Below are 26,492 nucleotides of genomic sequence, written 5' to 3'. Positions count from 1 at the left end.
TCAGTGCCCTTTCTGTTGGTGTCCGGCCGCCACGAGCGCACACGCGTGCGCGGCGGTCGCTTCGATGAGCTCCTCGGCGCGTGCCGAGAGTTCGGGGAGGTCCGCCGGTCCGGGCGCGATCGAGAGCGCGGCGGTGATGCCGGCCTCCCGGCACTCGGCGGGGGTGAGTCCGACGCGTCCGGCGACGACGATGATGCTCGCCGAGGCAGGGCTGTGGTCCCGCACGGCCGCGACGACCTTGCCCCCGAGAGACTGGGAGTCGAACGATCCCTCGCCGGTGAGGACGAGGTCGGCGCCGGCGAGGGCCTCGGTGAGCCCGACCGCCTCGGCGACCATGCGCGAGCCCGGGACGACCTCGGCGCCGAGGAGCGCGGTGAGCGCCAGCGGGATCCCCCCGGCCGCCCCGAACCCGGGGGTCGCGGCATGCTCGCTGCCGAGCACCTCGGCGAAATGGGCGAGGTTGTCATCGAGGCGCGTCACGGTCGCGGCGTCGGCGCCCTTCTGCGGGCCGAAGACGGCCGCTGCCCCGCGCGGGCCGGTGAGCGGATTGTCGACGTCGACGGCGATGCGCCACGACACGGTGCGGGCGCGCGGGTCGAGACCGGAGGCGTCGACGGCGGCGAGTCCGGAGAGTCCGCCGCCGCCGGGGGCGATCGGCTCCCCGGCGGAGTCGGTGAGGGCGGCGCCGAGGGCCGCGACGATCCCGGCGCCGCCGTCGGTGCTCGCCGAGCCGCCGATGCACAGGAGGATCTCGTCGACGCCGTCGTTAAGCACCTGGGCGGCGATGAGGCCGACGCCGTACGTGCCGGCGCGTTCGGGGTCGAGGGGGACGTCGGAGACCTGGGGGAGGCCGTTGGCCTGGGCGGCTTCGATGACCGCGGTCCTGCCATCGGCGGAGAGCCCGTAGCGGGCGGTCGTCGGACGGCCGAGGGCGTCGACGACGTCGACGGTGCGCGCCGGCGTTCCCCACACCGCGAGGAGGGCCTCGAGGGTGCCCTCGCCGCCGTCGGCGAAGGGCAGCTCGGTGATCGTCGCGGCCGGGAAGGCCTGCCGGGCCCCGCGCGCGAGCGCCGCCGCGGCCGCGGGTGCGCCGGCGGAGCCCTTGAAGGAATCGGGGGCGCAGACGATCGTCGGAGTCATAGCCACATTCAACCTCACCGATTCTCTCGACACCACTGTCGATGGCACCGCGATCGGCGCCGTCGCTGTTCATGATACGGAAGAAACTTTCCGAAATCGACTGCGCGGTGCGGAAAAAGGATTTGACATCCCGGCGAGAGGCAGGCCACACTCGTGGAAACGAATGGAAGAGAACTTCCGAGATGCGAAACGAGGTCGATGTGGACCTGATCGAATTCGATCGGCTGCCGGCGGGCGAGGCCCGCGACGTGGTGCGCCCGTGCCTCGACGTCGACCGCTGGATCGACACCGTCGTCGCCGGTCGCCCCTTCGAGTCGGTCGCGGCGGCCGCCGAGTTCGCCCGCACCGCCGCCTCGCCCCTGCAGCCGCAGGAGATCGAGGCCGCGCTGGCCCATCATCCCCGGATCGGGGAGAAGGCCGAAGGCGACTCCGCCGAGGCGGCCCATTCCTCCCGTGAGCAGGCGGGCCTCGGCGCGCTCGAGACCGACGTCGAAGAGCGTCTGCGCGCCGGCAACGCCGCGTACGAGGAGCGCTTCGACCGGGTCTTCCTCATCCGCGCCGCGGGCCGCACGCCTGCGGAGATCCTCTCCGAACTCGACCGCCGGATGGCCAATTCCGATGACGAGGAGATCGCCGAGGTGGGCGCTCAGCTCATCGAGATCGCCGTCATCCGACTGGAAGGAATCCTCTCGTGAGCTTCATCTCCGCCCACGCCCTCGACTCGACCGCCGGCACCCCCGCCGCCGACCTCGCCGTGACGCTGCTCAGCGGTGAGGAGACGCTCGCGCAGGCGCGCACGGACGCCGGCGGGCGGGTCTCCGAACTCGGCCCCGAGACCCTCGATCCCGGCACGTACCGGATCGTCTTCGGCACCGGCGAGTACTTCACCGCCCGCGGCCAGGACCACTTCCACCCGCAGGTGACGATCGACTTCACCGTCGCCCCGGGCGAGACCCACTACCACATCCCGCTTCTGCTCAGCCCCTTCGCCTACAGCACGTATCGGGGCAGCTGAGGCCCGCACATCGTCATCAGGGGAAGCAGGCCCCCTGCAGGATCTCCATCCTCAACAAACCGCCGAAGCCGACCGGGAGACAACCGGCGGCCTCGTCAGATATCCGGGCTGTCGCGCACGCGCGGCGGCACTACGAGGAGTACGCAATGAGCACTGTGAAACTGACGACGAACCAGTACGGCAAGGCGGAGAACCGACTCATGCGGGTCTACCGCGACTCGGACCGCCATGAGATCCGCGACCTCAATGTCACCTCCCAGCTGTGGGGCGACTTCGAGACCGCGCACACCGAGGGCGACAACGAGCACGTCGTCGCCACCGACACCCAGAAGAACACGATCTTCGCGAAGGCCAAGGAGCTCGGCGTGTCCTCGCCCGAGCAGTTCCTCCTCGGGCTCGCCGACCACTTCACCGGCAGCTTCGACTGGGTGAGCGGCGGACGCTGGGAGGCCGAGGAGTTCGGCTGGGACCGCATCAACGACCACGACCACTCGTTCTACCGGGCGGCCCCGGAGATCCGCACGGTCGTGCTCACCCGCGACGGCGACACGGACACGCTGATCTCCGGCTTCCGCGACCTCACGGTGCTCAAGACGACGGAGTCGGGCTTCGTCGGCTACCCGAAGGACAAGTACACGTCCCTGCCGGAGACCGAGGACCGGATCCTGGCGACCGACATCGCCACCCGGTGGATCTACAACACCACGGACCTCGACTTCGACCAGACGTATGAGAAGGTCAAGGGCATCATCCTCGAGGCGTTCACCGACCACTACTCGAAGGCCCTCCAGCAGACCCTCTACATGATGGGCGAGAGGGTCATCAGCGAGGTCCCGGAGATCGACGAGATCCGCTTCTCGTGCCCGAACAAGCACCACTTCCTCTACGACATCGAGCGCTTCGGCCTCGAGAACCCGAACGAGGTCTTCATCGTCGCCGACCGTCCCTACGGCCTCATCGAGGCGACCTTCACCCGTGACGGGGTGGAGGAGTCGAAGAGCGCCTGGACGAACATCGCCGGGTTCTGCTGACCCGTTCCCATCACCGCCGAGGCGGGACGGCCGAACCTGCGCCGTCCCGCCTCGGTGCCGCACCCTTCGGACCCGCCCCTTTACGCGGTGGGCCACTGAGAGGCAAACCCCTATGACCGCACTGTCATCACGCCCTGATGCCGCCCTGTCCACGAGTCCCGCCGACGAGGAGGTCGACGAATGGCTCGAGTCCTGGGAGGGACTCGTCGCCGCCCGCGGCACCGCGCGGGCCGGAGAGATCATGGAGGCGCTGCGCCGCCGCGCGGCGACGAACTCCGTGGCCGCGCCCAAGGTCACGACGACCGACTACGTCAACACGATTCCCGCCGACCAGGAGCCGGCCTACCCCGGTGACGAGAGGCTCGAGCGCCGCTACCGGAAGTGGCTGCGCTGGAACGCCGCGATGCTCGTCCACCGCGCGCAGCGCCCCGACGTCTCCGTCGGCGGCCACATCTCGACGTATGCCGGGGCCGCGACCCTCTACGAGATCGGGCTCAACAACTTCTTCCGCGGCCAGGACCATCCCGGCGGCGGCGACCAGGTCTTCTTCCAGGGCCACGCATCCCCGGGGATGTACTCCCGGGCGTTCCTCGAGGGCAGGCTCACGGAGGCCCAGCTCGACGGCTTCCGACAGGAGGCGTCCCGGGCTCCGAACGGCCTGAGCTCGTATCCGCATCCGCGGCTCATGCCCGAGTTCTGGCAGTTCCCGACCGTGTCGATGGGCCTCGGCCCGATCAACGCGATCTACCAGGCGCAGATGAACCGCTACCTCCACCACCGGGGCATCGCCGACACGAGCGACCAGCGGGTGTGGGCCTTCCTCGGCGACGGGGAGATGGACGAGCCCGAATCGCGCGGGGCCCTCCAGCTCGCGGCGAACGAGGGGCTCGACAACCTCACCTTCGTCGTCAACTGCAACCTCCAGCGCCTCGACGGGCCGGTGCGCGGCAACGGCAAGATCGTCCAGGAGCTCGAGGCGACCTTCACCGGGGCCGGCTGGGACGTCATCAAGGTCCTCTGGGGCCGCGAATGGGACGAGCTGCTCGCCGCCGATCGCACGGGAGAGCTCGTGCGCATCATGAACGAGACCCTCGACGGGGACTACCAGACGTTCAAGGCCGAGTCCGGCGGGTTCATCCGCGACAACTTCTTCGGCCGCTCACCGGTGACGAAGAGCCTCGTCGAGCACCTGAGCGACGACGACATCTGGAACCTCAAGCGCGGCGGCCACGACTACCAGAAGGTCTACGCCGCCTACGATCGGGCAGTCGCGGTGACCGGCAGGCCGACGGTCATCCTCGTCCAGACGGTCAAGGGCTACGGGCTGGGCACGAGCTTCGAGTCGCGCAATGCCACGCACCAGATGAAGAAGTTCACCGCCGCCGACATCAAGGTCTTCCGCGACCGGATGGACATCCCGATCAGCGACAAGGTCATCGACGACGATCCCTGCGCCGTGCCCTACTATCATCCGGGCGCGGGCGACGAGGCGATCGAGTACCTTCTCGAGAAGCGGCGGAGCCTCGGCGGCTTCGTCCCCGAACGGCGGCGCTCCCGCTCGCAGATCGCCCTGCCCGCGGTCAGCGACAAGGCGTTCGCGCAGGCTAAGAAGGGCTCGGGCCACCAGCAGGCGGCGACGACGATGGCCTTCGTCCGCCTCCTCAAGGACCTCATGCGCGAGAAGGGCGTCGGCGAGCGGATCGTGCCGATCATCCCCGACGAGGCCCGCACCTTCGGCATCGACGCGTTCTTCCCGACGGCGAAGATCTACAACCCCAACGGCCAGAACTACCTCGCCGTCGACCGGGAGCTCTTCCTCTCCTACAAGGAGGCCCCGACCGGGCAGCTCCTCCACGTCGGCATCAACGAGGCGGGGGCGGCGGCCGGGTTCACCGCGGCGGGCACCGCGTATTCGACGCATGGGCAGCCGATGATCCCGATCTACGTCTTCTACTCGATGTTCGGCTTCCAGCGCACCGGCGACGCGTTCTGGGCGGCGGCGGACCAGATGACCCGCGGGTTCATCATCGGCGCGACCGCGGGGCGGACGACCCTGACCGGGGAGGGGCTCCAGCACGCCGACGGGCACTCGCCGGTGCTCGCGGCGACGAACCCGGCGCTGCGGATCTACGATCCCGCGTACGGCTACGAGATCGCCCACATCGTCCGCGACGGCCTCCACCGGATGTACGGCGAGCACGACCTCGGCGACGACGAGCGCAACGTCATGTACTACCTCACCGTCTACAACGAGCCGATGCTCCAGCCGGCCGAGCCCGAAGGCGTCGACGTCGAGGGGATCCTCGCCGGCATCCACCGCATCGCCGAGGCGGGGGCCGGTGAGCCGTCCGACGCCGACACTGGGCGGCCGCAGGCTCAGCTGCTCGCCTCGGGCGTGGCCGTGCCGTGGGCGCTCGAGGCCCGCGAGCTGCTCGCCGCCGACTGGGGCGTCGACGCGGCCGTGTGGTCGGTGACGTCGTGGGCGCAGCTGCGCCGTGAGGCGCTCGACTGCGAGGCGCAGCGTCTCGTCGACGTCGCGGCGGAGCCGCGCGTGCCGTATGTGCGCCGGCGCCTCGGGTCGGAGCCGGGGCCGATCATCGCGACGAGCGACTTCGATTCGACCCAGCCCGATCTCCTCCGGCCGTTCCTCACCCAGGACTTCGCGACGCTCGGCGCCGACGGCTTCGGCTTCTCCGACACCCGGGCCGCGGCGCGCAGGCACTTCAGGATCGACGCGCACTCGATGGTCGTGCGCACCCTGCAGCTCCTCGCCGACCGCGGCGAGGTCGACCGGGGAGCACCGGTCGAGGCCGCGGCGAAGTACCGCCTCAGCGAGGTCACAGCGGGCACCTCGGGCACCGCCGGCGGGGACTCCTGAGGCTCAGGCCCCGGGCTGCATGTCCGCGGCGATCTGCTCGGCGACCGAGCGCAGGAGCGGGATCGCGCGGGCGGCGAAGTCGTCGTCGACGCGGCTGATCGGACCGGACACGGAGATCGCGAGCGGCGAGGGGGCGCCGGGCACCGACATCGCGAAGCAGCGGACGCCGAGCTCCTGCTCCTGCTCGTCGATCGAGTACCCGCGCTCCCGGATCCGGTCGAGTTCGGCCTCGAGCTCCTCCAGGGTGCCGATGCTGTGCTCGGTCGGCGTCGGCATCCCGGCGGTCGCGACGATGCTGCGGACCTGCGCGGGGTCGAGCTGCGCGAGGATCGCCTTGCCGACTCCTGTGTCGTGCATGTGCGTGCGGCGGCCCACCTCGGTGAACATCCGCATCTGCCGCTCCGAGGCGACCTGATCGACGTAGACGACCATGTCGCCGTCGAGGGTCGCGACGTTCGCCGACTCCCCGAGTTCGGCGACGAGGGTGCGCAGGTGGGGGCGGGCGATCGCGCCGAGCTGCGCGCCGGCGAGGTTGCCGAGGCGGACGAGTCCGGGGCCGAGCGCGTACCCGCGGTTGGGCAGCTGCCGGACGATGCCGAGGCTGACGAGCGTGCCGAGCAGACGGTGGATCGTCGGCAGCGGCAGGTTGACGTCGGCGGCGATGTGGCTGAGCGTCGCCGAGCCGGCGGAGTTCGCGATGCACTCGAGGAGGCCGAATGCGCGTTCGACGGATTGGACTCCGCCCTTGGTCTGGCGGACCGCAGGGGTCTCGGCGTCGTTCGTGGTCATCCGTTGTCCTCTTCCTTGAAGTGGGCGACACTTCCGCACAGTCTAGCGTCGAATGGAAGAAAGTTTCCGTTCGCCGCCGCCGCCCGCTAGATATTCCGCAATACAGAAGCTAACATCCATAATACGGAAATGATTCCATCAGAGAGGATGACAGTCATGGCTGTTCCCAGTCCCGGATACTCCATCACCCTGCGCGTCGCCACCGCCGTCGGCCAGTCGTCGACGTCCGACCTCGTCGCGGCCGCGGCGAAGACGGGAGCCGGCATCACCGCGCTCGACGTCGTCGAATCCACCCCCGACACCGTCGTCATCGACGTCAGCGCCGACACCCGCGACGTCCCCCACGCCGAGGAGGTCGCGAGCGAACTCGGGTCCCTGCCCGGCGTCGACGTCAGGAAGGTCTCCGACCGCACCTTCCTCCTCCACCTCGGCGGGAAGCTCGAATCGACCCCGAAGGTCCCGCTGCGCAACCGCGACGACCTCTCCCGCGCCTACACCCCCGGGGTCGCCCGCGTGTGCAAGGCGATCGCGGAGAACAAGGACGACGCGAGGCGCCTGACGATCAAGCGCAACACCGTCGCCGTCGTCACCGACGGCACGGCCGTCCTCGGCCTCGGCGACATCGGCCCCGAGGCCGCGATGCCGGTCATGGAGGGCAAAGCCGTGCTCTTCAAGCAGTTCGCCGGGGTTGACGCGTGGCCGGTCGCCCTCGACACGAAGGACACCGAGGAGATCATCGCGATCTGCAAGGCGATCGCCCCGGCCTACGGGGGGATCAACCTCGAGGACATCTCCGCGCCCCGCTGCTTCGAGATCGAACGGCGCCTGCGCGAGGAACTCGACATCCCCGTCTTCCACGACGACCAGCACGGCACGGGCATCGTCACGCTCGCGGCGCTGAAGAACGCGCTCACCGTCGTCGGCAAGGACATCGGCGACGTCCGCATCGTCGTCTCCGGCGTCGGCGCCGCCGGCCACGCCATCATCCGCCTCCTCCAGGTCGCCGGCGCCCGGACGATCATCGCGTGCGGACGCGACGGGGCGATCGGCCCGAACTCGACGGTCGACACCGAGCACAAGCGGTGGCTGCAGGAGAACACCAACCCCGAGGGGTTCACCGGAACGCTCAAGGAGGCGGTCGTCGGCGCGGACGTCTTCATCGGCGTCTCCGCCCCGAACATCCTCGACGGCGCCGACATCGCGGCGATGAACGAGGGCGCCCTCGTCTTCGCGATGGCCAACCCCGATCCGGAGGTCGACCCCGCCGAGGCGCTCAAGCACGCCGCGGTCGTCGCCACCGGGCGCAGCGACTACCCCAACCAGATCAACAACGTCCTCGCGTTCCCCGGCATCTTCCGCGGCCTCCTCGACGCCGAGGCCACCGATGTCGACGAGAACATCATGGTCGCCGCCGCCGACGCGATCGCCTCGTGCATCGCACCCGAGGACCTCCACCCCGGCTACGTCATCCCCTCCGTCTTCGACCCGGAGGTCGCGAGCAGGGTCGCCGAGGCGGTCGCCTCGGTGTCGAAGTGAGCGGGAGGGCGCAGAGATCAGACATGAGCGACAATGGGGTGGTCCCGGCATCGTGGCCGGGCTCGCACCGACAGACAGGGAAAGAGGAACAGTGAAGCAATCCACGCTCGATGACATCGATGCTCTCCTCACGGACACCGACGAGGTGCTGAGCACGCGTTATCCGGGCGATCGGGACGTCCGCCAGCCCATCCACACGGTCTACGTCCCAGGTCACCAGGTCACCCCGACGCTGCCGCGGGAGTGGAGTGAGCAGGCGCTGGCGGCCGTCGAGGCCGGCGGCGGCATGGTCCAATTGGCCGAACGCGTCATCGTCGCCTCCCGCAAGGAGATGGGGGAGAGCTTCGGGGCCGTCCCGCCGAGCCTCCACCAGGTCGCCCGGGAGGCCGAGCAGCTCGCCGAGGCGGTGACGACGAAGCTTGCGACCGAGCCGATCGAGGATCTGCGCATCGACTTCGAGGACGGCTTCGGCAGCCAGGGCGACGCCGCCGAGGACGCGGCCGTCATCGCCGCCGCGCGCACCGCGGTGGCCGGTCGCGCCGAGGCCGGGGCGCCGGCCTTCGTCGGCATCCGGTTCAAATCGCTCGAGGCAGCGACCCGGGCGCGCGGACTGCGCACGCTCGACCTCTTCGTCACCGAGGTGCTCGCCGCGAACGGGGGAGCACTGCCGACCGGGCTCGTGCTCACCCTGCCGAAGGTGAGCACCGTCGACCAGGTCAGCGCCATGGTGCTCGCGGTGCGCAGCCTCGAGGAGGAGCACGGCCTGCCCGCCGGATCGATCACCTTCGAGGTCCAGGTCGAGACCCCGCAGATCGTCCTCGGCGCCGACGGCACGGTGCCGCTGACCCGGACGCTCGACGCCGGGCAGGGCCGGATCACCTCCCTCCACTACGGGACGTACGACTACTCGGCGTCGCTCGGCATCGCCGCAGCCTACCAGTCGATGGAGCACCCGGTCGCGGACTTCGCGAAGAACCAGATGCTCCTCGCCGTCGCCGGGACCGGGGTCCACCTCTCCGACGGGTCGACGAACATCCTCCCGGTCGGCGACCCCGAGGCGATGCACCAGGCGTGGAGCCTCCACGCCCGCCTCGTCCGCCGCCACCTGCGCCGCGGCATCTACCAGGGCTGGGACATGCACCCGCACCAGCTGCCGACCCGGTTCCTCGCGACCTTCCGGTTCTACCGGGAGGGCCTCGAACTCGCCGCCGCCCGCCTGCGCAACTACGTCCACGCGACGGATTCGGCGGTCCTCGACGAACCCGCGACGGCGAAGGCGCTCGCCCGCTACCTCAGCCGCGGCCTCACCTGCGGCGCCCACACCCCCGACGACATCGCCGAGCGCACCGATCTGTCGGCCGGCGACCTCGAGCTGCTGGCCCGGACGGGAACGCTGACCGGTGAGCCGCTGTCCACGACGACGAAGGAGACGCACGCATGACCACCTACTGGGCCCCGACCGGGGGACACCCGCCGCAGACCGATCTGCTCACCGACCGGGCGATCGTCACCGAGGCCTACACCGTCATCCCGCGCGGCGTCCTGCGCGACATCGTCACCTCGGCGCTGCCGGAGTGGACGGACACGCGCTCATGGGTGCTCTCGAAGCCGGTGGCCGGGGGTGCGGTGACGTTCTCGCAGACGATCCTCGAGGTCGCTCCCGGCGGCGGGTCGGAGGCCCCGGAGCCGCAGCCCGAGGTTGAGGGCTTCCTCTTCCTCATGGCCGGCGAGCTCACCGTCACCCACGAGGGCACCGAGCACGTGCTCACCCCCGGCGGGTTCGCGTACCTGCCGGCCGCCTCGGCGTGGAGTGCGCGCTCGACCGGCACCGAGGCGGCCCGCTTCCACTGGGTGCGCAAGCGCTACCAGCCGGTTGCGGGGCTGACCCCGGAGGCGGCCTTCGGCAACGAGGCCGACGTCGAGCCCGCGGCGATGCCGGGCACCGACAACCGGTGGCGGACGACGCGGCCGCTCGATCCGGCGAACCTCGCCTACGACATGCACGTCAACATCGTGACGTTCGAACCCGGCGCGGTCATCCCGTTCGCGGAGACGCACGAGATGGAGCACGGGCTCTACGTCCTCGAGGGCAAGGCCGTCTACCGCCTCAACGGCGACTGGGTCGAGGTCCAGGAGGGCGACTTCATCTCGATGCGCGCGTTCTGCCCCCAGGCCTGCTACGCCGGTGGTCCCGGACCCTTCCGCTACCTGCTCTACAAGGACGTCAACCGGCAGGTCGAGCTGTAGGGCTCTCGGACTCACAGACGACTGCCGCCCTGCGGCTCGGACGAGCGGCAGGGCGGCAGAGGAGCTGCGCAGAGGAGCTGCAGAGTCTCCGATGAGGCGCAGGGCCTCAGATGAGCTGCAGGGTGCGGGCGGTGTACTCGGAGAGCTCGGTGAGCAGGGTCTCGTCGTCGGCGAGGTCACGGCCGAGCGAGGGCACCATGTCCTTGAGCGCCGGCTCCCAGCCGTCGTACTGACGCGGGAAGCACGTCTTGAGCAGACCGAGCATGATCGCCACGGCCGTCGACGCTCCGGGAGAGGCGCCGAGGAGGGCGGCGATCGAGCCGTCGGCCGAGGACACGAGCTCCGTGCCGAAGCCGAGGACGCCGCCCTTGCCCGGGACGTTCTTCATCACCTGGACGCGCTGACCGGCCTGGATGAACTCCCAGTCCGAGGGGTCGATGGAGGGGATGAACTCGTTCATCGACTCGAAGCGGGCCTTCTTCGAGGACGCGAGCTCCGAGAGGAGGTAGGTGACGAGGTCGGTGTTGTCCTTCGCGACGCCGAGCATCGTGCCGAGGTTGTTGCCGCGCACGGAGAACGGCAGGTCGGTGAAGCGGCCCTGCTTGAGGAACTTCGGGGAGAACCCGGCGTAGGGGCCGAAGAGCAGGTACTCATCGCCGTCGACGACGCGGGTGTCGAGGTGGGGCACCGACATCGCCGGGGCGCCGAAGGACGCCTGGCCGTAGACCTTCGCCTGGTGGCGGGCGACGAGGTCGGGGTTGGCGGTGCGGAGGAAGATGCCGGAGACGGGGAAGCCGCCGTAGCCGCGACCCTCGGGGATGCCGGACTTCTGGAGCAGCGGGAGGGCGCCGCCGCCGGCGCCGATGAAGACGAACTTCGCCCCGATCCTGTGGGTCTCCCGCGAGAGGAGGTCGCGCACGGTGACGGTCCAGCCGTCGGAGGAGCGGTCGAGGTCGGTGACCTGGTGGCTCGTGCGGATCGTCGCGCCCTTGTCGGCCATGTAGCGCAGCAGCTGGCGGGAGAGCGATCCGAAGTCGACGTCGGTGCCGATCTGGGTGCGGGAGATGCCGTTGACCTGCCCGGGGCCGCGGCCGTCGAACATCAGCGGCAGCCATTCGGCCTGCGTGGCCGGGTCGTCGGTGAACTCCATCTCGGCGAACAGCGGGTTGCGCACCATCTGCTCACGACGGTTCTTGATGTAGTCCCGTCCCTTCTCACCGCGTCCGTAGCTGATGTGCGGGACCTGGTTGATGAAGTTCTTCGGTTCGGGCAGGACGCCGTTGTCGACGAGGTGCGACCAGTACTGGCGTGAGTGGTGGAACTGCTCGTTGATCTGCGCGGCCTTCGTCAGGTCGATGTGGCCGTTCGCGTCCTCGGGGGTGTAGTTGAGTTCGCAGAGAGCGGCGTGGCCGGTGCCGGCGTTGTTCCACGGGTCGGAGCTCTCCTTCGCGACATAGTCGAGCTTCTCGTAGACCCGGATGTCCCATTCGGGCTGGAGTTCGGTCAGCATCGCGCCGAGGGTGGCGCTCATGATGCCGCTGCCGATGAGGACAACGTCGACCTTTTCCTGCGTTGAGGGCATTTCCACTCGCAATCTTCGTCAGAGGCGTGAAGTATCGACCTTCAGACTACTCCGAGCACAGGTTCAACCCGAAGTCGGGGGACGCGCGCACCGGTGTCAGGAGACGAGGATCACTCTCAGTGGCAGTGCCATCCCCATCCGAGGTCGTGGCAGCGGCCGCCCGGGTCCGTCGGCGTCGGCGTCGGCGTGGGCGTCGTCGGCGGCGGAGACGTTGGCGGCGGAGACGTTGGGGGAGGAGACGTCGGTGGCGGCGAGGTCGGGGGCGGCGAGGTCGGCGGTGGGCTCGTCGGCGGCTCCGTGGTCGGCGGATCTGACGGTGAGGGCGGAGGCTGAGTCGGCGGCTGGGTCGGCGAGGGCGGCTGCGGGGGATCGGTCGGCGGAGCCGGGGGAGGCGCAGGCTCCCCGGGGCCTGGGTCGCCGGGGCCGGGATCGCCGGGTCCCGGGTCGCCGGGCCCGGGATTGTCGGGACCGGGGTTGCCGGGGTCGCGCGGTGCCGGCGGTTCGGCGTTCGGCCCGCCGGGATCTCCCGGGGCCGGGGGTGCCGGGATACGCGGCTGCGCAGGAACCGGCGCCTCGTTCCGGGGTCCCTCGTCCTCGGGCCCTGCGGGGTTTTCCGCGTCGGGAGACCCGGCCTCCGGCGGTGCCGCCGGTGAACGCACATCGTCACCGAGGTCGTCGTCGGTCAGGCCGGTCTCCGGCTGCACCGGAGACGACGTCGGCCCTTCGGCCTCCGGAGTGCCCCGGTTCGGGTTGAGCGCCCAGACGCCGGCGGCGATCGCCACTGTCGCGATGAGGATGCCCGCGGCGATCTTGAGGCCGAGAGCGAACCCCGAATGCGACCCGGCCGACCCGCTGCCGGAATCGGGACTGAAGAACACGGCCTCGGAGTTCTCTGCGACAGGCGCCTCCACGTCAGGTGCCTCGGCGGCCGGAGACTCAGTGCCGCCGGGTGTCTCAGTGCCGCCGGCGCCCCCAGCAATGATCTCCGGGACGGCGGGGAACTGCTCGGACTCGATGAGGGCGGCGGCGAGGACGGAGGGGGTCAGCCACGCGCCGAGCTTCGTGTTGATCTTCGTCAGCAGCACGGACTGGCGGCGACAGTAGCGGCAGTGGCGCAGGTGCGTCTCGACCGACTTGCCGCGTTTGATGCCGAGCTGATTGCGGACGTAGCGCGCGAGCTCCGAGGAGTACTCCGCACACGACGGCTTCGCCGGTTCGACGTGCTCCTGCAGGTACGCCGTCCGCAGACCCTCCCGGGCACGGTGGAGGAGCGAATGGAACGAGTTGACCGACAGTCCCAGTGCCTCCGCGGCGGCAGCGGTAGGGGTGCCGTCGATGTCGATCATTGTGATTGCCGTCTGCCACGTCGCCGGCAGAGTCCGGAAGGCGCGGCCCAGCTGGTCGCGTTCGGAGACCTCGCTCGCATGGTCCCGGCTCGTGCCGCCGGCGAGGAACGCGAGGACATCGGGTTCGACGGTCGTCGTCGCCCCCGTCATCGCGGTGAGCCGGAACGACTCCGACCGCACCGCGGTCATGAGGTAGGACTTGAAGGACTCCTGCGGGCCGGCGCCGTTGCCCCACGCGCGCCAGATCTTCGCGAACGCCTCGGCCACGGCATCCTCGGCGCGGGTGTAGTCGCCCGTCAGCCGCAGAGCGAAGTGGAGGGCCGGCAGGCGGTGGCGGGCGTAGAGCTGCGCAAACGCGCGACGGCCGGCGTCGGAATCGGGGCCGCGGTCGACGATGACGGCGCAGAGCTCCGCGTCGGCGGCCTCGCGCTCCGCGGTGTCGGGGTCGCACGTGACGGATGCGGAGGATTCTGAGTCGTGTTCGGCGTCGTGTTCGGCCGCGCGCGCCGATGATTCCGGGTCGTCGGAAGCAGGGTCGGGGATCCTGGGATCGGACATCGGTTCTCTGCCTCGGGTGGGGATCAGGGCGTCGCTGCTCACGGGGAGGACGCAGCGTCGGCGGCGGGCGCGGATAGCGGGGAAGCGCTGATTGAATATTCTAGTTTCCCCACTGCCATCCCACAATCGCCTGAACCCGATCGCCGGCAGGAGGCCAGGGATCGTCGGCAGGAGGGCAGGGATCGCCGGCAGGAGGGCAGGGATCGTCGCAAGGGACGTGACTGTGACGAAGAATTCACCCGATCTCGCGAACGAACGTCGCCTCCCGCGGGTCTACTTCAGCAGAAGGGGCCGCCACCCACGGTCGCTTCGCATCCGGCGGCGACCATCCACCGAGTCCGGATGCCCCTCGAGTCCGCGACTCATCCCCGGTGGCCCTGCAGAATCACGTGACTGCAGGGCCATCTTCGTCCCCGCCGTGCCGCGCGTCTGTTGTGTGTGTCACGATAAGACCATGTCGAAACGATTCCTCCTTCGTGATGCGCTGTCCCAGTTCCCGCCGTACAAGCCGGGCAAGCCCCCGGCGGACGCCCCGGGACTGACCCCGTACAAGCTGTCGTCGAACGAGAATCACCTCGCACCGCTGCCGGGCGTCCATGAGGCCGTCGTCGCGGCCACGCAGACTCCGGCGGCCTACCCCGATCCGAAGTCGACGGGTCTCGTCGCCGATCTCGCCGCCCACCTCGACGTCGACCCCTCCGAGGTCGTCACCGGGGCCGGGGCCTCGGAGATCCTCTCGGCCCTGACGAACATCACCCTCGAGGCCGGCACCTCCGTCGTCTACCCGTGGCCGTCGTTCGAGATGTACCCGATCCTCGCCGCCGCCCGCGGGGCGGAGAAGCGGGCGGTGCCGCTCCTGCCCGACGGTCGGCACGACTTCGCCGGGATGCTCGCGGAGATCGACGAGACGACCCGCCTCGTCCTCCTCTGCTCGCCGAACAACCCCACCGGTCCGTCCGTGCGCACCGCGGAGCTCGAGGGCTTCATGGCCGAGGTTCCCGCTGACGTCATCGTCGCCCTCGACGAGGCGTACTGGGAGTTCGCCACCGACGCCGAGGCGGTCGACGGGCTCGCGGCCTTCCGCGAGTACCCCAACCTCGTCCTCGCCCGCACGTTCTCGAAGGCGCACGGGCTCGCGGGCCTGCGCGTCGGCTATGGGGTCGCCGACCCGGAGATCGCGACCGCGCTGCGCCAGGTCGTCGCCCCGTTCAGCGTCACCGCCGCCGCCCAGGCCGCGGCCGCGGAGTCGCTGGCCCGCACCGATGAGGTCCTCGTCCGGGCCAAGGAGGTCGCGGCCACACGTGACCAGTTCGCCGCCGACCTGCGCGCCCTCGGGTTCGACGTCCCCGACGCGCAGGGCAACTACGTGTGGATCGCGCTCAGCGATGAGGACGCCGAGGCCTTCGAAGAGGCATGCGGTGCTCAGGCCGTGGCGATCCGCCGGCTGGCCGGCGGGGTGCGCGTGAGCATCGGCGCCGACGAGGCGCTCGACCGGGTGCGCGCCGTCGCCGCGGACTTCGCTGCCCGCTGATGGCCGAGCTCGCCGACCTCGCCGCGCAGCTGAGCCCCGGGGCACTCGTCACCGACCGTGATGTCGTCGACGGCTACCGCTTCGACCGGGCCCTCTTCTGTCCGGCGGGGGAGGCGCTCGCCCTCGTCCGCGCCCGCACCGTCGACGACGTCGTCGCGGTCATGCGCTTCGCCACCGCGCACCGCATCCCGGTCGTCACCCAGGGCGCGCGGACGGGACTGTCCGGCGGTGCCAACGCCGTCGACGGGGCGCTCCTGCTCAATGTGGCGGGGCTGACGGAGATCCTCGAGATCGATTCTGTCAACCAGCTCTGCCGCGTCCAGCCCGGGGTCATCAACGCTGACCTCAAGCAGGCGCTCGCCGCCGAAGGGCTAGCCTACCCGCCGGATCCCGGGTCGGTGGCGATCTCGACGATCGGCGGCAACGTCGCGACGAACGCCGGGGGCATGTGCTGCGTCAAGTACGGGGTGACGAAGGACTACGTGCGCGCGCTCACCGTCGTCCTCGCCGACGGCACGCTCACCCGGCTCGGCCGGGAGACGGCGAAGGGGGTCGCCGGCCTCGACCTCGCCGCGCTCTTCACCGGATCCGAGGGCAGCCTCGGCGTCATCGTCGAGATCACCCTCGGACTCACCCCGGCTCTGCCCGCACCGGTGACGGGGGTCGGGATCTTCCCCGACACCGAGGCGGCCGGGGCCACGGTCTCGGCGTTCATGGCGGCCGGGGCCGCACCGTCGATGCTCGAGTTCCTCGACGGGGCGACGATGGCGATGATCAACGCCTACGGCGACTTCGGTCTGCCCGCCGATGCCGGTGCGCTCCTCCTCGTCCAATCCGATGCCCCCGGCGACGACGGCCGGGCCGAGCTCGCCCGGTTCGCGGAGATCGCGACCGCGCACGGGGCCACCGAGGTCGTCGTCTCCGACGATCCCGCCGACAGCGACCTCCTCGTCGCCGCCCGGCGGGCCGTGGCGCCGGCGATGGAGCAGTACGCGACCGGGATCGGCGGCGGGGAGCTCATCGACGACGTCTGCGTGCCCCGGTCCCGCCTCGGCGAGTTCTTCCGGCGGCTGCGGCTCATCGACGAGAAGTACGACGTCGAGGTCGCCACGGCCGGTCATGCCGGGGACGGGAACATGCATCCCAGCGTCGTCTTCGACGCCCGGGACGAGGCGATGGTCGCGCAGGCGCAGGCGGCGTTCGCCGAGATCATGGAGCTCGGCCTCGACCTCGGTGGGACGATCACCGGCGAGCACGGGGTCGGCTACCTCAAACGCGAGTGGCTGGGCCAGGAGCTCGATGCGGGGGCGGCGCGGATGCACCGGGCGATCAAGGACGCGCTCGACCCGCAGGGCATCCTCAATCGGGGGAAGATGCTCTGAGCCGACGGGCAAGGACGGCGATGTCGTCCGGGGTCGTCCGGCAGCAGCCGCCGATGAGGCGGGCGCCGAGGTCGGTCCACGTCTGAACGGGCCACGCGGCCGGAGTCGCGGTGCCGGTCCTCCACGTCATCGTTGCGGCGTCGTAGGTCTCACCCGAGTTCGGGTAGGCGACGAGCGGCAGGTCGGTGGCCCGGCCGAGCGCCTTAAGCGCGGGGGCGACGAGGGACGGGCGGACGCAGTTGACGCCGAGGCCCCGGATCAGCGGGGTGCCCGCGACCGCCTCGGCGACGGTCGACAGCGGGGTGCCGTCGGGCAGGTGGGTCCCGTCATCGGAGAGGGTGACCGTGAGCCAGGCCGGCACGGCGTGGGCGTCGACGAGCTCGGCGAGGACCCGGATCTCCGGCAGGCACGGCTGCGTCTCGAGCGCGAGGAGGTCGACCCCGGAGTCGACGAGAGCTGCGATGCGGGGACGGTGGAAGGCGGCGAACTCCGCGGCGGTGAGCCGGTAGGCGCCGGTGTACTCCGAGCCGTCGCCGAGGGCGGCGCCGTACGGTCCGACCGAGCCGGCGATGAGTGCGGCACCGGCCCCGGCCTCCTTCGCCGCTGCCTCCCTGGCCGCTGCCTCCCTCGCCGCTGCCTCCCTGGCCACAGCGACGCTGTCGGTGATGAGCGCCCGCCCCGCGGCCGGTGAGAGACCGGCGCGGGCAAGACCGAGCGGGCTGATCTGATAGCTCGCGGTCGTCAGCACCCGGGCACCGGCGGCGGCGAAGGCGGCGTGCACCTCGGCGAGGATCTCCGGTCGGTCACGCACCAGCGCCGCCGACCACAGGTCGTGGTCGAGGTCGAGCCCGCGCGCCTCGAGCGCGGTGCCGAGCCCGCCGTCGAGGACGGTGGGGCGGGAGGAGGCGTCGAGGACGGCGCTGACGGTCGGAGCCATTCACCCAGTTAAACTTGGCGGGTGACCGAAATCGAATCGCCCGCAGCATCTGAGACAGCGCCCATCAACGACCGTTCGCAGTTCGGCTTCGAGGTCGGCACACGGCTCGAGACGGGCGGACGCACCGGCGTCATCACGACCCCGCACGGGCAGATCCGCACCCCCGCGTTCATCCCGGTCGGCACGAAGGCCACGGTCAAGGCCGTCAAGCCCGAGGACGTCGCGGCCCTCGGCGGGCAGGCCGTCCTCGCCAATGCCTACCATCTCTACCTCCAGCCGGGTTCGGACATCGTCGACGAAGCCGGCGGTCTCGGCCGGTTCATGAACTGGCCCGGCCCGACGTTCACGGATTCCGGCGGATTCCAGGTGATGAGCCTCGGTGCGGGGTTCAAGAAGGTCATCTCGATGGAGGTCACCGGCGAGCAGAACGACGATGCGATCGCCGTGGGCAAGGAGCGGCTGTCGAACGTCGACGACGACGGGGTGACGTTCAAGTCGCACCTCGACGGGACGATGCACCGCTTCACCCCGGAGGTCTCGATGCGCGTCCAGCATGAGCTCGGCGCCGACATCATGTTCGCCTTCGACGAGCTGACGACGCTCGTCAACACCCGCGGCTACCAGGAGACCTCGCTCGAGCGGACCCGGCTGTGGGCGATCCGCTGCATCGAGGAGCACCGGAGGCTCACCGCCGAGCGGACCCACCGGCCGTATCAGGCGCTCTTCGGGGTGCTCCAGGGGGCGCAGTACGAGGATCTGCGGCGCAAGGCCGCACGTGACCTCGGTGCGATGGACTTCGACGGGTTCGGCATCGGCGGGGCCCTGGAGAAGGAGAACCTCGGCACGATCATCCGCTGGGTGTGCGAGGAGCTGCCGGAGGACAAGCCGCGGCACCTGCTCGGCATCTCGGAGCCCGATGACCTCTTCGAAGCGATCCGCACCGGTGCGGACACCTTCGACTGCGTCTCGCCGTCACGGGTGGCGCGCAACGCCGCGATCTACACCCGCGACGGACGCTACAACCTCACAGGGGCGAAGTACCGCCGGGACTTCGGGCCGCTCGATCCCGAGTGCACGTGCTACACGTGCGAGAACTACTCCCGCGCGTATCTTCGGCATCTCTACAAGGCCAAGGAGATGCTCTTCTCGACGCTGTGCACGATCCACAACGAGCACTTCGTCGTCAGCCTCGTCGCCGAGATCCGGCAGGCGATCGAGGACGGCCGCTTCGCCGAGCTCGAGGCCGAGGTGCTCGGCCGGTACTACGCGTGACCCGGTGACGCGGGGCCCGGCTGCTCGTGGCTCTGCTGCCCGGGGCCCGGCTGCGCGGGGTCGGGTGACCCGTAGCTCGGTTCGTGGCGCTTGACGACCGTGATCACCCGGTAGGTCACCGGCAGGAGGATGACCTCGACGGCGACCTTGTAGACGAAGCCGACGACGACGTAGTTGACGAAGTCCCAGCCGGGGATGACCCCGGCGAAGGCGATCGTGCAGAAGATGAGCGTGTCGACGAACTCGCCGACGCCGGTCGAGGTGAGCAGCCGGACCCACAGCTTCGACTCGCCCATCCGCTTCTTCACCGCGACGAGGACGTAGGAGTTGAGCAGCTGGCCGACGAAGTACCCGGCGAGTGAGGCTGCGACGATGCGCGGATAGAAGCCGAGGACGGCGGCGAAGGCGTCCTGGTTCTCATAGCCGGGTCCCGGCGGGGAGATGAGGACGAGCCAGAAGACGAAGGTGGCGAGGATCTGCAGAGCGAAACCGGTGATGACGGCCTTCCGGGCGGCCCTGAAGCCGTAGACCTCGCTGATGACGTCGCCGAGGATGTAGGCGATCGGGAAGAGGAACGCCCCGCCGTCGGTGACGATGGGGCCGAAGCCGATGACCTTCGTCGCCGAGATGTTCGAGATGATGAGGACCGCGCAGAAGATCGCGAGGAAGATCGCGTAGTAGCGACCCCGGGACGAGGCGAAGGCGGCGAGGCGGTGGCTCGGCTGGTCGAGATGATCCTGCTCAGGATTCGTCTGCGACAACGTCGATCTCCTTCCCGTCGGTGAGGTCGACGAGCTGGGCGTAGGTGAGGGGCATCATCGAGTTCGGGGTGCCGGCGGCGGCCCAGAGCTCCGGGTAGCCGCGCAGTGCGACGTCGATGTACGTGGGAATCGGGGCGGGGTGGCCGACCGGGGCGACGCCGCCGATGACCTGGCCGGTGGCGGCCCGGACGAGGTCCTTGTCCGCCCGGTCGAGCGCGTCGACGCCGATGAGGCGGGCGACGTGGTCGGTGTCGACGCGGTGCGCGCCCGAGGTCATGATGAGCACCGGGTCGCCCCCGGCGGAGAAGATCAGGCTGTTGGCGATCGCCCCGACCTCGACCCCGACCTTCTCCGCCGCCGAGGCGGCCGTGGGCGTGGCCTCATCGAAGAGTCGGACACGGGGGACGATGCCGTGGGTCTCGAGGATCTCGGCGATGCGGGTGTTGTTCGCGTGGTGCTTCAGGTCGGGGGTCGCAGGGGTGTCGGCTGCGTCCGCGTTTGTGACTTTCGCGGCTGCGGCCGGGTCAGCAGCGTCCGCCTCAGAGCCGGCTGCATCCGCCTCAGTATCCTCAGCCTCCCCCTCGGCGCTTGCTGCATCGCCGGCGACCGGTTCGGCGAGTCCGCGGCGGCGCAGGAGCGGGGCGACGTCGGGGCGGACGCCGAAGAACTGCTCGATCGCCGTCATCGGGTCGACCGAGTAGCCGGGGGCGAGGATCGCCTCGCGGAACGCCTCACCGGCCTCCTGGTTGAGTCCGCCCTGGGACTCGAACCATTCGCTCACCCACGCGGCGATGACCTCGGAGTAGAGGTACGAGTAGTAGCCGGCGGCATAGCCGGAGGCGAAGATGTGGCCGAAGTACGTCGTGCGGTAGCGCGGCGGGACGAGCGGGGAGAACCCGGAGGCCGCGAGGACCTCGGATTCGAAGGAGAGGACGTCGGTGATGTGCTCACCGGCTTCGAGCGAGTGCCAGGAGAGGTCGAGCATCGCCGCGGCGAGGTATTCGATCGTCGAGAACCCCTGCCCGAACGCTTCGCTGTCGATGAGGGCCTGGACGAGGTCCTGCGGCATCGGCTCGCCGGTGTCGACGTGCTTGGCGTAGTGGGGGAGGACCTGCGGGTGGAAGCGCCACATCTCGTTGAACTGCGAGGGGAACTCGACGTAGTCGCGGGGCACGGAGGTGCCGGCCGTCGACGGGTACGTCGAGTTCGCGAAGAGACCGTGGAGGACGTGGCCGAACTCGTGGAAGAGGGTCGTCAGCTCGGTGGGGGAGAGGAGCGTCGGCCGTCCGGGACCGGGCTTGGCGAGGTTGAGGGAGAGGGTGACGACCGGCAGGTGGCCGGTCAACCGGGAGGCGGGGACGAGCTGGTCCATCCAGGCGCCGCCGCGCTTCGTGTCACGGGCATAGGGGTCGATGAGGATGAGCCCGAGGGTGCGTCCGCCGAGGTCGGTGACCTCGACGCTGATGACGTCGTCGTGCCAGCCGACGGTCCCGTCGCGCCGGGCGAACGTGATGCCGTAGAGACCGGTGGCGGCGCGGAAGACGCCCTCGGTGAGCACGGAGTCGAATTCGAAGTACTGCGCGACCTCGTCGGGGTCGACCCCGAATTCGTCGGCCCGGTACTTCGCGAGGTAGTGCATGACGTCGGCGGGGGCCACCTCGGTGAGGCCGTAGCGCTGCCTGACCGTGTCGAGTTCCGCGCTGAGCTGGGCGTTCGCGGGGGCGATGAGGGAGGAGACGATGTCCGCGGCGGCGTCGGGACCGCCGGCGGTCTGGTTGTCGATCGCGTACGAGGAGTACGACGGGTAGCCGAGCAGCTTCGCCTGCAGGGCGCGCAGGGCGGTGATGTCGGCGACCTGGGTGCGGGTGTCCCCGTCGCCGCCGCGGGAGCCGCGGGCCATCGAGTTCGTCAGGACGTGGTCCCGGGTGGCGGGGTCGTCGAGCGACCCGAGGACGAGCTGCTGGGTGAAGTTGTTGAGTGGCAGGAGGAAGCCGTCGACCTCGCGCTCGCCGGCGCGGGCGGCGGCAGCCGCGATCTGGTCCTCGCTCAGGCCGGTGAGCTGGACGGCCTCGCCGAGGTGGACGGCGAGCTCGCGGGTGTCAGTGCCGAGCGCACGGGAAAAGGATGTCGAGAGGGCGGTGAGTTCGGCCTCGATCGTCGCCATCTGCTCGCGCTCCTCGTCGCCGAGGCGGGCCCCGGCGCGGACGAAGTTCTCGATCGTCAGCTCCTGTTGGCGCTTGTCCTCGGGGTTGAGGTCGGTGGTCGGGACCTGCTCGATGCGGTGGAAGAGGTCGACATTGAGCAGAATCGCGGTCCGGGTCGCCGACAGCCGTGCCCACACCTCGGCGACGGCGTCGGTGAGGTCGGCGGTGAGGTGGTTGGATTCGACGGTGCGGACGAGAGCGGCGAGCCGGGCCATCGGCACGGTCGCGGACTCGAAGCGGACGGTCGTCGTCGCGAACGTCGGGTCCGCCTCGTCGGCGACGATCGTGTCGACCTCGGACAGCGCGAAGGAGGCGGCCGCCTCGGCGGCGGTGAGGAGGGACTCCGCGGTCACCGCGGTGAAGTCGGGAAGTGAGAAGTCGCCTTGTGGGTCGAGGAGGGAGTCCCAGACATCGATGGCGGTGGATTCGGAACTCATCGTCGACGTTTCGCTTTCTTGATGGTCTTCTCAGGTTTCGCCTCCGATCCTAACGCGTGGCGGCGGCTGAGCGCATGGCTCCTGGCTAGACTGGGGCGCATGACCAGCGCATCCCTCCCCATCACCAGCGCCTTCCGCGTCGGGTTCACCGGCACGCTCGGCGTCGGTCTGGCCATCGCGCTCATCACCGCACTGCAGTCGGTGGGCACGGTGATCATCTACATCGGGCTGGCGCTGTTCCTCGCGCTCGGGCTCGATCCGATCGTGCAGTGGCTCGTGGCGCGCAAGCTCTCGCGGACCTTATCGGTCATCGCCGTGGTGCTCGCCTTCATCCTCGTCGTCGCCGGGATCATCCTGCTCATCGCGCCGACGCTCATCGCGCAGATCCAGCAGTTCATCGGGGATCTGCCGGGGATCATCTCCCGGCTGTCGACGACGGAGTGGGTCAACGAGCTCGAGCGGCGGTTCACCGGCTCGGTCGATCTCGACGCGATCTTCGCGAGCGTGAGCTCGTGGGTCTCCGATCCGCGCAACGTCCTGTCCGTCGGCGGCGGCGTCGTGTCCGTGGGAGCGGGGATCCTCAGCTTCCTCACCGGGGTCATCATCGTCGTCATCCTCACGATCTACTTCGCCGTGACCCTGCCGACGATCAAGGCGGCGATGCTCTCGCTCGTGGCGAAGAGCTCGCGGGAGACCGTCGACTCCGTCACCGAGGAGGTCACCCGATCGATCGGACGCTACGTCCTCGGGCAGCTGTCGTTGGGTGTCATCAACGGCGTGTGCTCGGCGATCTTCCTCACGATCATCGGGGCCCCGCTGCCGGCGCTGCTCGCGTTCGTCGCGTTCCTCGCCTCGCTCATCCCGCTCATCGGTCCGATCTCCGGAGCGATCGTCATCACGGCGTCGTGCCTCATGGTCTCGCCCGGTCTCGGCATCGCGGCGGGCATCTACTACCTCATCTACATGCAGGTCGAGGCGTACCTGCTCAGCCCCCGCATCATGAAGGCCGCGGTCGATGTGCCCGGTGCGCTCGTCATCATCGCCGCGATCGCCGGCGGCACCCTCGGCGGTGTGCTCGGCGCGGTGGTCGCCGTGCCCGTGGCCGCGTCGTTCCTCATCGTCATCCGCAAGGTCGTCATCCCCGCCCAGGACAGGAAATAGGGGGCGGTCGTCGTCGGGTCAGGGCTTGGTGGGGGTGTCATCGTTATCCTCGCCGAGGCTGTTCCCCCGTGAGGCGAGACGCTCGATGACGAACCGGCTGAGGTAGAAGGTCGCGAAGTACGTCAGGACGATGACGAGCACGGCGAACAGAGCTTCGCCGGCACCGAATGCCGGAATCCCCGCAAACACGGCCACCGTGATGGCCAGGAGATAGGGGATGAGCCGGAGGACGGGGCTCAGTTCGCTGCTCATGACACGAGCCTAGCAACGAGGGTGGGCCAGTGGCCCACCCTCGTGCTCATCCGTCGGTGACAGACGCTCGTCAGCTCGCGGCTCGCGTGCCAGCTCTGTCAGCCTACGGCTCGCGAGTCAGCTCTTGACTGATCCGTCAGCTCGTGAAGGGCTTCGCCTCCTCGTGGAGGGCGTTGTGGAGGAAGTCGATGGCGACGGTCCTGGCGAGGTTCGCGGCCTTCGTGTCGCGCAGGCTGTCGAGGAGCAGGAAGTCGTGGACCATGCCGGCCACCCGCATCGAGGTGACGGGGACGCCGGCCTCGCGCAGCTTGTTCGCGTACTGCTCGCCCTCGTCGCGGAGCACGTCGGCCTCGTCGGTGATGACGAGGGCCTCGGGCAGTCCCTTGAGATCCTCGAGTGAGGCCTGCAGCGGTGAGGCGTACTTCTCCTTCCGCTGTGCCTCGTCGGTGGTGTAGGCGTCCCAGAACCACTTCATGCCGTCGCGGGTGAGGTAGTAGTCGTCGGCGAACTGGATGTAGGACGGGGTGTCGAAGTCGGCGTTCGTCACCGGGTAGAGCAGGGCCTGGGCCTTGAGCTCGAGGCCGCCGCGATCCTTGTTCATCAGGGCGAAGACGGCGGACATGTCACCGCCGACGGATTCGCCGGTGACGGCGATGCGCGAGGTGTCCATGCCGTGGTCGGCGCCGTTGGCGGCGACCCACTGGCCGACGGCGTAGTTCTGCTCGACCTGGGTCGGGTACTTCTTCTCCGGGGCGCGGTCGTAGACGGGGAAGACGCCGACGGCGTTCGCGCCGACGGTGAGTTCGCGGAACAGTCGGTCATGGGTCTTGTCGTCGCCGAAGACCCAGCCGGCGCCGTGGATGTAGAAGAGGACGGGGAGGTCGCCGGTCGCGCCCTTGGGGCGGATGATCCGGGTCTTGACGGTGCCCCATTCGCCGGCGTCGACGTCGACCCATTCCTCGTCGACATCCGGGCGTTCGACGCCCTCGCCGCTCTGGAGGTCGAGGAGGATCTTGCGGCCCTCCTCCGGCGGGACTTCGTAGATGCGCGGATGCGGTGCGGTCGCCTCGGCGAGGTCCTTGGCTTCGGGCTCGAGATACGGGGTGACGGGCTGGGGGATCTCGGTCATGGGAATCATGCTCCTTCGTTGTCATCAACGGCGTCGGTTCATCGTGGTCGGCGATGCCGGGTCCACGTGAACGACGGGGTCGGCGGGTGGATGCTGCAAGCCGACCTGTGCATTCAGCCTACGGAGGGGGATATCATTCCGCTATGGTCACAAACGACACGTACCAGGGAGATCGCGACAGGCGGAGTCCGGAGATCGCTGTTGTCCGCTACGGTGACTGTCAGTTGGCGGCGGTGTATGGGCTGACCGATGTGTTCCGGGTGACGAATGAGCAGCTCGAGCTGCTCGGCGGTGATGAGCGGCGCGTACGGGTCAGTCATTGGGAGTGGAACGGGGACGGGGTGACGTGCACCTTCGATTCGCATTCGGGAACGCCGCATGCTCCCACCCATGTCATCTTCCCGCCGAGTCTCGTGGCCCCGGAGCTGATGGGGGAGTCCGGGATTCTGCGCGATTGGGCGCTGGCGCAGCGGGCGGACGGGGCGGTGCTGTGCGGTCTGTGTGCGGGGGTGTTCGTGCTGGCGGAGACGGGACTCCTCGATCATCGGCGGGCGACGACGCATTGGGCGTTCGTCGATGAGTTCGCGCGGCGGTTTCCGCGCGTGCGTCTTGATGCCAGTCGGATGGTCATCGACGAAGGTGATGTCATCACGGCGGCGGGGATCATGGCGTGGCTCGATTTCGCGCTGTCGTTGGTCGAGGCACTGTTCGGGCCGAGCATGATGATCCGGACGTCGCGGTTCATGCTCGCCGATGCGCCGCGGACCGAGCAGCTGCCGTACATGGCCCAGCTGCCGTCGACGGCGCATCAGGACGAGGTGGTTCTGGTCGCGCAGGAGACGATCGATCGGGAGCTCGCGTCGTCGCTGACGCTGAGTCGGCTGGCTGCGGTCACGTCGACGCACCCGCGGACGCTGCAGCGTCGCTTCAAGACGGCGACGGGGATGACCGTGACGCAGTACGTTCAGAGGCTGAGGGTCGAGCGGGCCAATCATGCGCTTGCGACGACCGGTGACACCTTCGAGGCGATCGCGCGGTCGGTCGGCTACGACGATCCGACGACGCTGCGTCGGCTCATCCACCGCGAGACCGGTCTGACTCCGACCGGTTACCGGCAGCGTTTCGGTGCGAAGGGGATGCTGGAGGACCGAACCGACGCGCCGTAGCGGAGAGCTGGGGCCGGCCGGGTTCGGGCCGAACCGCATCGGCCATGATCTGCGTCGTCGCAACGCTGCGGGACTGAGGTGGTCGATCGGTCCGGACGAGAGCAGGCTGGGACTCGAGGAGCTTCGGATTCGGGCGGA

General features: G+C 69.7%; 21 protein-coding genes. 12 read left to right on the top strand and 9 right to left on the bottom strand.

Annotation, left to right across the window (positions count from 1 at the left end; translation table 11 throughout):
- A complete protein-coding gene (locus tag ABD154_RS13215) occupies window positions 1–1,140 on the bottom strand; it encodes a glycerate kinase (protein WP_211978085.1) in 1,140 nt (379 codons plus the stop codon).
- A gap of 200 nt (window positions 1,141–1,340) precedes the next feature.
- Here ABD154_RS13215 and uraD point away from each other — a divergent pair, with 200 nt between their 5' ends.
- From uraD to aceE, 4 genes are all read left to right on the top strand, one after another.
- Window positions 1,341–1,835, top strand: a complete 495-nt coding sequence (gene uraD, locus ABD154_RS13210) for a 2-oxo-4-hydroxy-4-carboxy-5-ureidoimidazoline decarboxylase (RefSeq protein ID WP_249120909.1) — start codon at window positions 1,341–1,343, stop codon at window positions 1,833–1,835.
- A complete protein-coding gene (gene uraH, locus ABD154_RS13205; protein WP_198500594.1) occupies window positions 1,832–2,155 on the top strand; it encodes a hydroxyisourate hydrolase in 324 nt (107 codons plus the stop codon). Before uraD ends, uraH begins: the two co-directional genes overlap by 4 nt.
- Window positions 2,156–2,301: 146 nt before the next feature.
- The gene (gene pucL / locus ABD154_RS13200; protein WP_211978083.1) at window positions 2,302–3,186 is read left to right on the top strand and encodes a factor-independent urate hydroxylase; all 885 of its coding nucleotides are present in this window, start codon (window positions 2,302–2,304) and stop codon (window positions 3,184–3,186) included.
- 112 nt (window positions 3,187–3,298) lie between these two features.
- Window positions 3,299–6,064, top strand: coding sequence for a pyruvate dehydrogenase (acetyl-transferring), homodimeric type (gene aceE, locus ABD154_RS13195; protein ID WP_211978082.1), 2,766 nt, complete (start codon window positions 3,299–3,301; stop codon window positions 6,062–6,064).
- Window positions 6,065–6,067: 3 nt separating this feature from the next.
- Here the strand turns inward: aceE and ABD154_RS13190 are convergent, their stop codons facing one another.
- Window positions 6,068–6,853, bottom strand: coding sequence for an IclR family transcriptional regulator (locus tag ABD154_RS13190; RefSeq protein WP_211978081.1), 786 nt, complete (start codon window positions 6,851–6,853; stop codon window positions 6,068–6,070).
- Between the two features lie 156 nt (window positions 6,854–7,009).
- Between ABD154_RS13190 and ABD154_RS13185 the strand changes: the two genes are divergently transcribed.
- From ABD154_RS13185 to ABD154_RS13175, 3 genes are all read left to right on the top strand, one after another.
- Complete coding sequence (locus ABD154_RS13185; RefSeq protein ID WP_211978080.1) at window positions 7,010–8,389, top strand: NAD-dependent malic enzyme; 1,380 nt, start codon at window positions 7,010–7,012, stop codon at window positions 8,387–8,389.
- 91 nt (window positions 8,390–8,480) lie between these two features.
- Window positions 8,481–9,830, top strand: coding sequence for a DUF6986 family protein (locus ABD154_RS13180; protein WP_211978079.1), 1,350 nt, complete (start codon window positions 8,481–8,483; stop codon window positions 9,828–9,830).
- Entirely contained in the window at window positions 9,827–10,636 is an 810-nt protein-coding gene (locus ABD154_RS13175; RefSeq protein WP_211978078.1) for a bifunctional allantoicase/(S)-ureidoglycine aminohydrolase, read from the top strand. Before ABD154_RS13180 ends, ABD154_RS13175 begins: the two co-directional genes overlap by 4 nt.
- A gap of 106 nt (window positions 10,637–10,742) precedes the next feature.
- Here the strand turns inward: ABD154_RS13175 and mqo are convergent, their stop codons facing one another.
- Both mqo and ABD154_RS13165 read right to left on the bottom strand, forming a co-directional pair.
- Window positions 10,743–12,218 (bottom strand): malate dehydrogenase (quinone), encoded by a 1,476-nt coding sequence (gene mqo / locus ABD154_RS13170; protein ID WP_211978077.1) that lies wholly within the window; start codon window positions 12,216–12,218, stop codon window positions 10,743–10,745.
- A 116-nt stretch (window positions 12,219–12,334) separates the two neighbouring features.
- On the bottom strand, window positions 12,335–14,122 hold the full coding sequence (locus ABD154_RS13165) for an RNA polymerase sigma factor (RefSeq protein WP_211978076.1): 1,788 nt from the start codon (window positions 14,120–14,122) through the stop codon (window positions 12,335–12,337).
- A gap of 454 nt (window positions 14,123–14,576) precedes the next feature.
- Between ABD154_RS13165 and ABD154_RS13160 the strand changes: the two genes are divergently transcribed.
- On the top strand, window positions 14,577–15,653 hold the full coding sequence (locus tag ABD154_RS13160; protein ID WP_211978075.1) for a histidinol-phosphate transaminase: 1,077 nt from the start codon (window positions 14,577–14,579) through the stop codon (window positions 15,651–15,653).
- Window positions 15,653–17,035, top strand: coding sequence for an FAD-binding oxidoreductase (locus tag ABD154_RS13155; RefSeq protein ID WP_344251406.1), 1,383 nt, complete (start codon window positions 15,653–15,655; stop codon window positions 17,033–17,035). The genes ABD154_RS13160 and ABD154_RS13155 overlap by 1 nt, the downstream gene beginning before the upstream one ends.
- Here the strand turns inward: ABD154_RS13155 and mmuM are convergent.
- The gene (gene mmuM / locus ABD154_RS13150; RefSeq protein ID WP_211978073.1) at window positions 17,013–17,972 is read right to left on the bottom strand and encodes a homocysteine S-methyltransferase; all 960 of its coding nucleotides are present in this window, start codon (window positions 17,970–17,972) and stop codon (window positions 17,013–17,015) included. The genes ABD154_RS13155 and mmuM overlap by 23 nt on opposite strands.
- 21 nt (window positions 17,973–17,993) lie before the next feature.
- On the opposite strand from mmuM, the gene tgt reads away from it, so the two are divergent.
- A complete protein-coding gene (gene tgt / locus ABD154_RS13145; protein WP_211978072.1) occupies window positions 17,994–19,244 on the top strand; it encodes a tRNA guanosine(34) transglycosylase Tgt in 1,251 nt (416 codons plus the stop codon).
- On the opposite strand, the gene ABD154_RS13140 is transcribed toward tgt, so the two are convergent.
- Both ABD154_RS13140 and ABD154_RS13135 read right to left on the bottom strand, forming a co-directional pair.
- Entirely contained in the window at window positions 19,235–20,005 is a 771-nt protein-coding gene (locus ABD154_RS13140; RefSeq protein ID WP_249120908.1) for a queuosine precursor transporter, read from the bottom strand. The two genes, tgt and ABD154_RS13140, sit on opposite strands and share 10 nt — an antisense overlap.
- On the bottom strand, window positions 19,986–22,646 hold the full coding sequence (locus tag ABD154_RS13135) for a M3 family metallopeptidase (protein WP_211978071.1): 2,661 nt from the start codon (window positions 22,644–22,646) through the stop codon (window positions 19,986–19,988). Before ABD154_RS13135 ends, ABD154_RS13140 begins: the two co-directional genes overlap by 20 nt.
- 99 nt (window positions 22,647–22,745) lie before the next feature.
- Here ABD154_RS13135 and ABD154_RS13130 point away from each other — a divergent pair, with 99 nt between their 5' ends.
- A complete protein-coding gene (locus ABD154_RS13130; RefSeq protein ID WP_211978070.1) occupies window positions 22,746–23,807 on the top strand; it encodes an AI-2E family transporter in 1,062 nt (353 codons plus the stop codon).
- Window positions 23,808–23,825: 18 nt separating this feature from the next.
- Here ABD154_RS13130 and ABD154_RS13125 read toward each other — a convergent pair whose 3' ends face one another.
- Window positions 23,826–24,059, bottom strand: a complete 234-nt coding sequence (locus ABD154_RS13125; protein ID WP_211978069.1) for a hypothetical protein — start codon at window positions 24,057–24,059, stop codon at window positions 23,826–23,828.
- Window positions 24,060–24,195: 136 nt separating this feature from the next.
- Complete coding sequence (locus ABD154_RS13120) at window positions 24,196–25,188, bottom strand: alpha/beta hydrolase (protein ID WP_211978068.1); 993 nt, start codon at window positions 25,186–25,188, stop codon at window positions 24,196–24,198.
- 86 nt (window positions 25,189–25,274) lie between these two features.
- Between ABD154_RS13120 and ABD154_RS13115 the strand changes: the two genes are divergently transcribed.
- On the top strand, window positions 25,275–26,354 hold the full coding sequence (locus ABD154_RS13115) for a GlxA family transcriptional regulator (protein ID WP_344251405.1): 1,080 nt from the start codon (window positions 25,275–25,277) through the stop codon (window positions 26,352–26,354).
- The last annotated feature ends 138 nt before the right edge of the window (window positions 26,355–26,492 follow it).

Origin of the sequence: Brevibacterium sanguinis, assembly GCF_039528855.1 — a bacterium.
GTDB classification, from domain to species: domain Bacteria; phylum Actinomycetota; class Actinomycetes; order Actinomycetales; family Brevibacteriaceae; genus Brevibacterium; species Brevibacterium sanguinis.
This window is presented reverse-complemented; position numbering and strand designations above follow the sequence as displayed.